This is a genomic window from Trichocoleus sp. FACHB-46, from assembly GCF_014695385.1.
Lineage (GTDB): Bacteria > Cyanobacteriota > Cyanobacteriia > FACHB-46 > FACHB-46 > Trichocoleus.
The window spans coordinates 282990-294025 of record NZ_JACJOD010000014.1; the positions used below are offsets into that span (position 1 = coordinate 282990).

Below are 11036 nucleotides of genomic sequence, written 5' to 3' on the forward strand. Positions count from 1 at the left end.
TCGGGGGCGATCGCACTTCTTTGAGAAAATTTGATTGGGGTGTATCACAGCAGCATTTTAGATATGAAAAAGCTTCCCGTTTGGGTGGGCTGCGGAATAGCGGCGATTGCAACCGTAGCAGGCATCAGTTATATGGTGCACAAAAACTCGATTCCTACAGTAAATTCCAGCGCTAATTCCACAGGGTCAGCTATTGGGGTATCCGAAAAGGCTTCTGCAAAAGTGATTCAGTCGCAAAGTTGCATCACACTCGTTAGTGATCCGACGCCACCCTTAAATGTGCGAGCTAGCCCAGTGGTCGCCTCAGATAATGTTGTGGGCCAACTCACCAATGGCACCCGCCTCTTTGTCTTAATGGAACAAAACGAGTGGTTGCAAACCAAGGCTCCGATTGCAGGGTGGGTTTATAAGTCGCTGACGATCACCAGTTGCCCCACGACCAATGGCGTCCCTGCTCCCAGACCTGCTACTCCAGCTAGCGCGACCCAGCCTGTAGATGCTGGTCCGACTTTATTAACGACGGCCACTGAGCAATACCAAGCAGGTAATTTAGAAGTAGCAATGGCTTTGGCCAAAGCGGTTTCCAAAAACAGCATTGCCTACGCCGAAGCTCAACTCGCGATCGCCCAGTGGCAACAAGATTGGCAACAGGCAGAAACTCGCTTTCAAGCCGCGCAACAAGCCTTCCAAGAGCAGCGCTGGCAAGATGTTCTGAGCCAAGTGAATGGGTTTCCGGAGATTCGCTTTTGGAAAGAGAAGTTAACACCAGTGGTAAAGGCCACCATTGAGCGACAGGGCCATGCAGGTGGAAACTACGACAACAAAACTAAGTCGATTACCCTCCCTGCCAATCACCGTCCCGCTACTGTGGCTGGCCGTTTTGCCAGCTCAGGAGTTCACCAATACTTACTGAACGGAGTGCAAGGACAAATTCTCACAATTGATACTGGCGGGCTCGGTCCTTTACCAGGCATCATGGCTCCAGACGGCACCTCCCTAGGTGAGACAAGCGATCGCAGTCAGACTACGCGCTGGACAGGCAAACTACCGCTCAGTGGCACTTACAGGCTCAAGCTCGATTCTCGATCGCAACCTTATGATTATGCCTTCTCAGTCCAACTCAACTGAGCTGCATCGGTTGGTTGAGTTCTAACCCTGAGACTCCGTAAAACCTTAACCCAAACTGCTCTATCCAACCCCTCTAAGGATTTCATTTATATGTCTCCTCAATTTCACAGAATGCTTGGAACTGGTCTGCTCACGCTGGTGTCCTTGGTCTGTGTTGCCTGCGCCTCAGCCCCCGAAACGGACTCAACAGCAGTGAGCCCTAGCCCGACAGCCACTACAACCCCAGCCGCTCCAAGCTCTAGCCCCGCAGCCGCTCCCCCCGTGACGGCCCAACCCCTCAAATCTTCTCCTGATAATAGTGCTCAGGATAATGAGCCAGCGGTACAGGTGGAAAACTGCGTTGTGACTCAAGCGATCGCGGCTGATCCCAACCCCCCTCTAAATATTCGTTCTGGTCCAGAAGTGCAATCTGATAACGTGGTTGGCACCCTCAAGAATGGCGCTTGGGTTTCGGTAGTAGCTGAAAAAGATGGTTGGTTTCAGATCAGGTCAACGGATGGCAATGAAGTTACGGGTTGGGTCGCCAAAAATCGGACTGAGAGCAACTGCAACCAAAAGACAGCCCGGATTGCGCTTCCTCAAGCGGGTGGAACGGTAGCGATCGCCGATCGCTTTGTCGGTACTGGGAGCCACAAGTATGTATTGCGAGCTAATCAAGGCCAAACCTTAACCGTTACGAATCAAAAAGATGTCTTCCCCAACATCTTGACTCCCACAGGCCAGCCTTTGATTTCCGGGAATTATGATGAAAATCGCCAAAACTGGACTGGCGAACTTCCTGCTACCGGAGAGTACACCTTGGAGCTAGACTCAAACTTCAAAGGCTACGATTATGCCTTCTCCGCTCAAGTGAAATAGGGAATTATGCGTCCAGTTGTGGTGGTGCTTCTAGCTGTGGGATTGGCATCGGGGAGTTATTGGGTTGCCAATCAGGTGAAGCAGACGCAATCTACGCAATCTGGTAGAGCGACAGGAACTAGAGCTCCAGGAACTGCTCCAGCGATCGCGGCGGCAGGGGACATTGCCTGCGATCCGGACAGTCCCAAATTTAACGGGGGGCGAGGAACCGCCACAGCTTGCCGCATGCAGGCAACAGCCCAACTTTTGCTCAACGAAGGTTTAACTGCCGTTTTGCCTCTTGGGGATTTGCAGTACGAAGTAGGCAGTGCCGAAGCCTTTCAAAAATCTTATGCACCTAGCTGGGGCAGGCTCAAGTCGATTACTCGGCCCGTGGTAGGCAATCACGAATATGAAGAGCCGGGCGCTGCCAGCTACTATCGCTACTTTGGGGCAGCCGCAGGCAGTCCGCAGCGGGGTTATTACAGTTACGACATTGGGCAGTGGCACCTGATTGCGCTCAATTCTAACTGTTCGGAGGTGGGAGGCTGTGGCATAGGTTCGCCCCAAGAGCGATGGCTCAAAGCAGACTTGGCAGCGCACCCTCGGAAATGTACCTTAGCTTATTGGCATCATCCCCGCTTCTCATCGGGGCATCATGGCAACAATTCTGACACTCAGGCTTTTTGGCAAGCGCTTGCCGCTGCGGGCGCAGATGTTGTCCTGGCAGGGCATGACCACCACTATGAGCGTTTTGCTCCCCAAACTCCGCAGGGCAAGCTAGACCCCGATCGCGGTATACGTCAGTTTGTGGTGGGAACTGGGGGTAAAAATCACTATGAGTTGGGCGAGATTCAACCCCACAGCCAAGTGCGAAATGCTGATACCTATGGCGTTTTAAAGTTGACCTTGCACCCAACCCGCTACGATTGGCGCTTTATTTCCGAAGCTGGCAAGAGCTTTTCAGACTCCGGTAACAGCCCTTGTCATTAAGGGAGTTGCTTTGTGTCAAAAGGTACAAAGTTGACTGAGGAGTTTTGAGGAGTCGGCGATCGCACTGAGGAGCGCTAAAAACTTCCTAGCTCTCCCTCGGCAATCCTTAAGGATTCATGTAGAAACCGAGCCAGCAGTTTGTTCGTACGAAATCGTACTGAATCTTCTCAGCGATCGCCCTATGCTAAGAGAAAATAGCATTAAGGTTTGTAACGACTCAATGTTATTAATCAGCAATTTACCCTTTTCATCAGCTTCGCAGTTTTTCAGAAAAAAGTTAAGTTCTTCTCAAAACCTATACTCATCAAGTCAAACAACCAACTGCTTTCGTCTTTGGAGCAGAACGATATGTGCCCCCTATCTGCCGAGTTTGGCTATGCCTTCTCCACTAAGACCAGGCCTCTGGAGACAATGCGTCATCCAAGGTTGATGAAACAGTTGCAAGTGCTAGTTGTTGATAATGACCCTGATTCTAGACACCTGCTCACCGTGTTGTTTGCAGCCTATGGCATCAGGACGATTGCTACAGCTTCGGCCTGCAAAGCACTGGCAATTTTGCAAGATATCCAACCAGATTTACTGATCAGCGAACTTGCCCTACCCGGCGAGGATGGCTATTGCCTGATGCAGCAAGTCAAAGCCCTAGAGAGTAGACAACAAGTTCAAATTCCTGCGATCGCCTTGACTGGCTACAACCGCAAGAGCGACCAAGCACAAGCCCTAGCTGTCGGCTTTCGCAAGTATCTAGTAAAACCTGTTGATATTGACGAGTTAATGACCACGGTTGCTGACCTGACCAAATCCCCCCAAATGGTGCCTACGACATGAATGCAACCACATTTTCTCGACAGGTCGCAGCAATGTCTAATCGCTTGAGCGATTTATATCAAGGCATCAGCGCCTCCTCTAGCTTATCGCCCGCTCTACTACCCTCTGCTCTGAAAGAATTAGGCATTGCCTCTGAGCGGCTTCAAGTGGCAGCCGATTTACTGAGCGAGCAAAACCAGCAATTAGTATTGGCAAGCCAAAGCGCTGCAACTGAACGCCAACGTTATCAAGAGTTGTTGGAATTTATTCCCGATGCCTGTTTGATTACAGATGCCGCTGGAGTGGTGCAGCAAGCCAACCAGGCTGCTACCAAGTTGCTAAACCTCCCACCTTCTTTTCTCACAGGTCGTTTACTGACGGCATTTGTGCCTCCAGAGGCTCGGCTACAGTTTCAGACTGAGCTACAGCGGCTCCAACAAAGACCTTGGAAACATGAATGGCAGGTGCAGTTGCAGCCATATCAAGGGACCACTTTTAATGCCAGCATTCTGGTGGAAGTGAGTCAGCCAGACGCCAACCAACCCCCAATGCTGCGCTGGCTATTGCGCTACCTCAGCGATCGCCAGCCGTCTGACCATAGCCCCAACCTGAGCTATCCGTTGCGGACCTACCACAAGGGAGAAACGATTCCTCTAAGTCTGCAAGGAATTTGGCAAGTGCACTCAGGATTGGTGCAGTTAACCACTTTTTCGCAGACGGGCCAAGAAATATTGATTGGCTTAGCGGGGGCTTCAGCGCCTTTTGGCCCTAGTCTGACTGCGCTTACGCTCTATGAAGCTACTGCTCTAGCGGATACACAGTTATGGTGCATTCCCCTGACCGATTTTGCTGCCTCCTCGGAGCTACAGCAACGGCTGCTGCCCCAAATTAGCCAACGGCTCAAACAAACTGAGCTGCTGCTAACGGTTTATGGGCAACTCCGAGTCAGCGATCGCTTGTACACTTTGTTGCAGTTGTTAAAGCAGGAAGTAGGACAGTCTGTGACCGGGGGGACTCGGTTGAGCGTGCGCCTGACCCATGAAGACTTGGCGATCGCTTGCGGCACGACTAGAGTCACCATCACCCGGCTACTCAGGCAATTTCAGCAGCAACAAAAGCTGAGAGTAGACTCCCAACATCACCTGATTTTGTTAGAAGGCAACAGTAGCCCTCCCGTATCTGCCCTCTCGCTTGAACAAGTTGCATCCACAAAAGGGCAAAGCTTATTTGTTACTCAAGGAGTCTAACGGTGCTCAGTCATCAACCCAAGATAGCTCCCCAATTATTTTGGTGGTGGAACCCGATGACGAAACACGGCCCCTCTTAAAGCACAACCTCAAGCACCAAGGCTACCGGGTCATCATCGCTTTAGATGTATGAAGATGCGATCGAGCGGATGATGGGTGGATTTCATTGCCCAGAGCTGATTCTGCTCAACCAGTTTAGGCAATCGATTGAGGAGGCGGTGCCAAGAACACACCGATCGTTGTGATTGCTGAACGGTATAGCGTGGATTTGGAAGGCAAGGACATGCAGGTGGGCGATCGCGAGTACGTCAGTTACCCAGAAGATGGGCAGCAACTGATGGATCTGCTCCAGAAACTTTGCCCTGTCTAATTTTCTCTCTTAGAATATCCAGCCAGAAAAAATGCAGAGCTACTACAGCAACTCTGCACTCTACGGTTTAAGCTTTCTAGTTAAATTCCCAAGCGCTGATAGACGTGATCCAGGTGGCGCAGATGATGTTGAGGATTGAAGCATTCTTCGATTTCCTCTGGGGACAAATGCTCTGTAACTCTTGGATCTTGGGCGATCAAGTCGTGGAAACTACCATCCGCTTTGTTCCAAGCTGTGTGAGCGCAGGATTGCACCGTGGCATAGGCTTCTTCTCGGCTCATTCCTTTCTCCACCAGCGTCAGGAGTACTCGCTGACTAAACACAACCCCACCGTAGAGGTTCATGTTGCGTTTCATGTTTTCGGGGTAGACCTGCAAGTTCTTCACTAGCTCGGTGATTTCTACCAGCATGAAGTGGGTGAGGGTGCAGCCGTCTGGGAAGACCACCCGCTCCACAGAACTGTGAGAAATATCACGTTCGTGCCACAGAGCTACGTTTTCGATCGCCGCCACCGCATAGCCCCGAATGAGACGCGCAATGCCAGTCAGTCGCTCCGAGCGAATCGGGTTGCGCTTGTGAGGCATGGCCGAAGAACCCTTTTGGCCTTTGGCAAAGAATTCCTCGACCTCTAGCACATCGGTCCGCTGCAAGTTGCGAATCTCCACCGAAAACCGCTCAATGGAGGCTGTCAACAGCGCCAAGGTCTGCATGAAATCGGCGTGGAGATCGCGAGAAACAACTTGAGTTGAAGCCGTGTCTGGTTTCAGGCCCAACTTCTGGCAAGCCAACGCTTCTACTTGCGGGTCAATGTTGGCATAGGTGCCGACAGCGCCAGAAATCTTGCCCACTGCGATGTCATCTCGCAAGCGGACTAGGCGATCGCGATTCCGCAACACTTCTGCCAACCAACCCGCCAGCTTAAAGCCAAAGGTGATCGGTTCGGCATGAATCCCATGCGATCGCCCGATCATGACTGTGTCGCGGTGCTGCTGAGCTTGATAACGAATCGCCTGGATCAAAGCTTCGAGCTGACCTAACATCACATCTAAGCTAGCCACAAGTTGTAGTGCCAGGGCGGTATCGAGCACATCGGAGCTTGTCAAGCCCAAGTGAATGTAACGGCCTGCATCGCCGACATATTCATTCACGTTGGTTAGAAAGGCAATGACATCGTGACGAACTTCGGCTTCGATTTCTAGCACCCGCTTGGGGTCAAAGTTCGCCTTTGCTTTAATTTCTTCAACTGCTTCAGCCGGAATATATCCAAGTTCGGCTTGGGCTTCACAAACTGCTATCTCTACCTGTAGCCAAGTTTTGAGTTTGTAAGCCTCCGTCCAGAGTTCGCCCATCTCAGGCAGGGTATAACGCTCAATCAAAGCCCGTGTCGCAGAATACAACCGTCATATTTTAGCGCTATCTCAACCCGCAACTTGCAATTACAAAAAAGGAGCTGCATTGTTGCAACTCCCTTTTATTTTTATACCCCCAGGGGAATTCGAATCCCCGTCGCCTCCGTGAAAGGGAGGTGTCCTAGGCCTCTAGACGATGGGGGCTAGGTGACTTGAAGGCGTTGCCCTCAACCGCTCGCGTATCCCGGCGGAATATTAGTCTAGTACAAACGATTTGAGTTTTGCAAGTCCCTAAATTGAAAAAATTAGTAACTTAAGGATGTAAGTAGGCGATCGCCTTTATTCTTCTTCGTCCTCGTACTCTTCCTCGCCGTATTCTTCGTCCTCTTCAGATTCCTCTAACTCTTCGTCCTCGTCTTCTTCAGATTCTTCATCTTCAGAGTCTTCGTCTTCGTATTCCTCATCCTCCTCAGATTCCTCTAACTCTTCGTCCTCATACTCTTCCTCGTCTTCCTCAGATTCTTCGTCCTCGTCGTATTCTTCGTCCATCTCCTCTTCCTCAGATTCTTCGTCTTCGTATTCTTCTGACTCTTCCTCCTCTAGTTCTTCATCTTCGTATTCTTCGTCCTCCTCAGATTCCTCATCCTCCTCTAGCTCTTCTTCCTCAGCTTCTTCATCTTCGTACTCCTCATCCTCTGCTTCTAGTTCTTCTTCGGATTCTTCATCCTCGTCGTATTCTTCTAATTCCTCTGACTCTTCATCCTCATACTCTTCTTCGTCCGTTGGCACTTCTGTACCTGTCAGAAGTTCAATCAGCACATCAAAAAATGAGAAACCTTCTTCGTAGCTGGTGCTGATGTCTTCGGAGAAATCGAGATTATTGGCGCGGCGGAGAGTCCAGCAATCGCCTGTTAAATCTGCATTGGTCAAGTATTCATAGGGGATATAGCAGTATCCTTTGTCGCCCCAATCGGTGCCCCAAGAGTTGCGAACCAGAAACACTTGGTCTTTATCGGAGTAGCCGCAAGCGAGCATCGCGTGACCGCCCAAATTTTCTTCGCTGGGAAAGGGCATATTCACATGGCCCCGATGATCTAAATCTTCAAAAGACTGAAAGATGTCGGAGCCGAACACGAAAGGGTAGCCCTCCGACAAACAGACTTTCATCGCATGCAAATCAACATCAATGCGATCGTACTCATCAATTAAATGCTCAGCCGCTTCCTGAAAAGCATCGTCGTGGGGTTCATCACAAAAATTTTCAACCTGGTAGGGCCAAGTGGCTTCAGAGCAAGCGCCATACTTGGTTAAAACTTTCATACCCCGACGTAAAGTTGCGCCGCTATCTTCCTGCTCACAGCCATCAAATTTGCGAGCTAGGTAGTAGATAAACAAGCGACTAATATCGTAGTTTTGCCCTGTAAGTCGCTTGGCTAAGTACTCATAAGCCCCAGCGATCGCGTTGGCGGTACAACTTCCTAGTTCGCCTTGGTTCTCGACTGTGGTCATGTGCTGTCGCAAATCCACGAACTTAGGCAAGCTGCTTTGCTTTACATTACGAGGCCGAGCGTAGCGACGATCGCGGTTATCTTGGCGATCGCGGTGATAGCCACCCACCACCACTCGGCTACCCTGAGGACGACGAATTTGCTTAAACATAACTAGTACTCCTAAATTTTTAGCGAGATCCGCGAAATGGTGACAGCGCCCTGTGTTACACCCAGCTATTGCATCCGATCGATCGTCCGGTACTGAATCGCCTCTGCTACATGCTGGGTTTGTAGTTGTTCGTCTCCAGCTAAATCTGCGATCGTGCGAGCGACTTTCAAGATGCGATCGGTAGCTCTAGCAGAAAGCCCAAGCTTGCGGATTGCTCCTTCCAAGATGTTGCGGGCTGCGTCATTGAGTACGCACCACTTTCTTAAGTGACGGCTCTGCATATCGGCGTTGCAGCGCAGGCTGGGTTCTACCTCAAATCGGACTTGGGCGCGATCGCGAGCTACTTGCACTCGTTCCCGCACATTGGCTGAAGCTTCGCCCAAGGGTTGCCGTGTGATTTCTTCCGGTTTCAAACGATTCACTGCTACTTGCAGGTCAATGCGGTCCATCAGCGGGCCAGAGAGTTTGGCCCAATATTGCTCTCGCTGGCGGGGCGAACAAGTGCAAGGCTGAATCGTGTCGCCAAAGTAGCCGCAAGGACAGGGATTGGTGCTGGCAACCAAGGTGAACTGGGCGGGAAAAGATACTGACTGCCGCGTGCGAGAAATTGTGACATGCCCGTCTTCTAGCGGCTGCCGCAAAAACTCCAACACGTCTCGCTTAAATTCTGTTAATTCGTCAAGAAACAAGATCCCTCGGTGAGCGAGTGAGATTTCCCCAGGTCTAGGAAAACTCCCGCCGCCCACGAGCGAGGGGCCAGAGGCAGAATGGTGCGGACTGCGAAAGGGGCGATCTCTAACCAAAGAACCTCGTTCTTTGAGCAAGCCCGCAACCGAATGAATCTGAGTGACTTCGAGTGATTCGGCGAAAGTTAATGGCGGTAAAATCCCAGGCAAACGACGAGCCAGCATGGTTTTACCGCTACCGGGAGGGCCAACGAAAACTAAGTTGTGACCACCCGCTGCGGCAATTTCCAAGGCGCGACGGGCATGAGCTTGACCTTTGACCTCGTTTAAGTCTTGTCCGGTGTAACGCGATCGCGCTAGTGCTGCCTGACCATCGACTTGCACAGGCTGATACTGCTCAGGCTGGTTCAGGAAGTTTCCCACTTCTGCTAAATTCTGAAAGCCGTAGACTGCTAAACCTTTGACTACCGCTGCTTCGGGGGCATTGCCCGCAGGTACGACTAGGCCTGTGATTCCCATTTGTTGCGCGGCAGCCGCGATCGGTAATACACCAGCCACAGGTCTGAGGCTACCGTCCAGCGAGACTTCCCCTAGAAACAAATAATCGCCCAACAGTTCTGCACTCACCTGCTCAGAGGCAGCCATGATTCCCACACTAATGGGCAAATCGAAGCTGGGGCCTTCTTTTCGCAGATCGGCTGGTGTGAGGTTAATCACAATCTTTCGCATAGGGAAGGCGTAGCCCGCGTTTTTTAGGGCTGCTTTGACTCGTTCCCGCGACTCCTGCACTTCAGTGCCAGGTAAACCTACCAAGACAATGCCTGGGAGCCCACCGGAGACATCCACCTCGACTCCAACCTTCACCGCATCAATCCCGACGAGGGATGCACTCCAAATCCTGGCCAGCACTCGGTCATACCTGAGACTTCTAGCCGTAGAATGCCCGCGATCGCCTATACACCAACATGCTCGGGTTCGCCTTTACTAACGATTGAAAACACTTGCTATTTACTAGCCAGATTGATTCAGTCACTCAAATTCGAGGATTCTTCATTCTGATGTTGCGATCGCCCCTTAAAATTGCAGCTAACCTCAAGAAATTCTGGCTATGAGCGAAACAGACACGATTTTTGGCAAAATTATCCGCCGCGAAATTCCAGCGGATATTGTTTATGAAGACAACTTGGCCCTTGCCTTTAGAGACGTGAATCCGCAAGCGCCTGTCCATATCCTGGTGATTCCCAAAGAGCCGATCGCCAAGCTTGCAGATGCAGAATCGCAGAATCATGCATTGATGGGGCATTTATTACTAACTGTAAAGCGCGTGGCAGAGCAAGAAGGCTTAGCAAACGGTTACAGAGTTGTAATTAACAATGGGGAAGATGGGGGTCAAACCGTTCCCCATCTGCATTTGCACATTCTCGGCGGGCGACCGCTGGCCTGGCCTCCCGGTTAATCGCTCTAACTGGCGATAGAAACATGAGAAAACTACTTTACAAAGCTCAACAAAGTGATTAATCTATAGATCAAGTGGGGTTCGCCCTACTTTACATAGATTCATCCAACTTTAAGTAATAAGCACTCATCCAGACATGACTACCACTCTACAGAGACGCGAAAGCGCCAACCTGTGGGAGCAGTTCTGTAACTGGGTCACCAGCACCGACAACCGCCTCTATGTAGGCTGGTTCGGCGTTCTGATGATCCCCACCCTGCTCTCCGCCACCATCTGCTTCATCATCGCTTTCATCGCGGCTCCTCCCGTTGATATCGATGGCATCCGTGAGCCCGTCGCTGGCTCCCTCATCTACGGCAACAACATCATCTCTGGTGCTGTCGTCCCTTCCTCCAACGCGATCGGCCTCCACTTCTACCCCATCTGGGAAGCGGCTTCCCTCGATGAGTGGCTCTACAACGGTGGCCCTTACCAGTTGGTGATTTTCCACTTCCTCATTGGCGT

The 11036-nt window shown here is 51.1% G+C and carries 10 protein-coding genes, 1 tRNA gene and 1 pseudogene; 8 read left to right on the plus strand and 4 right to left on the minus strand.

Translation table 11 applies throughout. From position 1 onward, the window contains the following. Positions 1–63: 63 nt before the first annotated feature. From H6F72_RS11595 to H6F72_RS30735, 6 genes are all read left to right on the plus strand, one after another. Complete coding sequence (locus tag H6F72_RS11595; RefSeq protein WP_190435030.1) at positions 64–1128, plus strand: SH3 domain-containing protein; 1065 nt, start codon at positions 64–66, stop codon at positions 1126–1128. Between the two features lie 111 nt (positions 1129–1239). After that, positions 1240–1986: an SH3 domain-containing protein gene (locus H6F72_RS11600; protein WP_206755432.1), complete on the plus strand. Its 747-nt coding sequence runs from the start codon at positions 1240–1242 to the stop codon at positions 1984–1986. A gap of 6 nt (positions 1987–1992) precedes the next feature. Further along, complete coding sequence (locus H6F72_RS11605; RefSeq protein ID WP_190435036.1) at positions 1993–2958, plus strand: metallophosphoesterase; 966 nt, start codon at positions 1993–1995, stop codon at positions 2956–2958. A 348-nt stretch (positions 2959–3306) separates the two neighbouring features. Continuing rightward, positions 3307–3786, plus strand: a complete 480-nt coding sequence (locus H6F72_RS11610) for a response regulator (protein ID WP_199295758.1) — start codon at positions 3307–3309, stop codon at positions 3784–3786. Beyond that, the gene (locus H6F72_RS11615; protein WP_190435039.1) at positions 3783–5012 is read left to right on the plus strand and encodes a helix-turn-helix domain-containing protein; all 1230 of its coding nucleotides are present in this window, start codon (positions 3783–3785) and stop codon (positions 5010–5012) included. Before H6F72_RS11610 ends, H6F72_RS11615 begins: the two co-directional genes overlap by 4 nt. A 241-nt stretch (positions 5013–5253) precedes the next feature. Then, entirely contained in the window at positions 5254–5382 is a 129-nt protein-coding gene (locus H6F72_RS30735) for a hypothetical protein (RefSeq protein WP_255527324.1), read from the plus strand. A gap of 80 nt (positions 5383–5462) precedes the next feature. Here the strand turns inward: H6F72_RS30735 and purB are convergent, their stop codons facing one another. The 4 genes from purB to H6F72_RS11640 form a co-directional block, all read right to left on the minus strand. Next, complete coding sequence (gene purB / locus H6F72_RS11625; RefSeq protein ID WP_370527486.1) at positions 5463–6779, minus strand: adenylosuccinate lyase; 1317 nt, start codon at positions 6777–6779, stop codon at positions 5463–5465. 83 nt (positions 6780–6862) lie between these two features. Beyond that, positions 6863–6935 (minus strand) — tRNA-Glu (locus H6F72_RS11630). Between the two features lie 135 nt (positions 6936–7070). Continuing rightward, positions 7071–8390: a C1 family peptidase gene (locus tag H6F72_RS11635; protein ID WP_190435045.1), complete on the minus strand. Its 1320-nt coding sequence runs from the start codon at positions 8388–8390 to the stop codon at positions 7071–7073. A gap of 65 nt (positions 8391–8455) precedes the next feature. Then, the gene (locus H6F72_RS11640) at positions 8456–9985 is read right to left on the minus strand and encodes a YifB family Mg chelatase-like AAA ATPase (protein WP_190435048.1); all 1530 of its coding nucleotides are present in this window, start codon (positions 9983–9985) and stop codon (positions 8456–8458) included. Between the two features lie 199 nt (positions 9986–10184). Here H6F72_RS11640 and H6F72_RS11645 point away from each other — a divergent pair, with 199 nt between their 5' ends. Both H6F72_RS11645 and H6F72_RS11650 read left to right on the plus strand, forming a co-directional pair. Continuing rightward, positions 10185–10532, plus strand: a complete 348-nt coding sequence (locus H6F72_RS11645; protein ID WP_190435052.1) for a histidine triad nucleotide-binding protein — start codon at positions 10185–10187, stop codon at positions 10530–10532. 136 nt (positions 10533–10668) lie between these two features. Then, a pseudogene (locus H6F72_RS11650) lies at positions 10669–11036 on the plus strand (photosystem II q(b) protein); the annotation flags it as partial.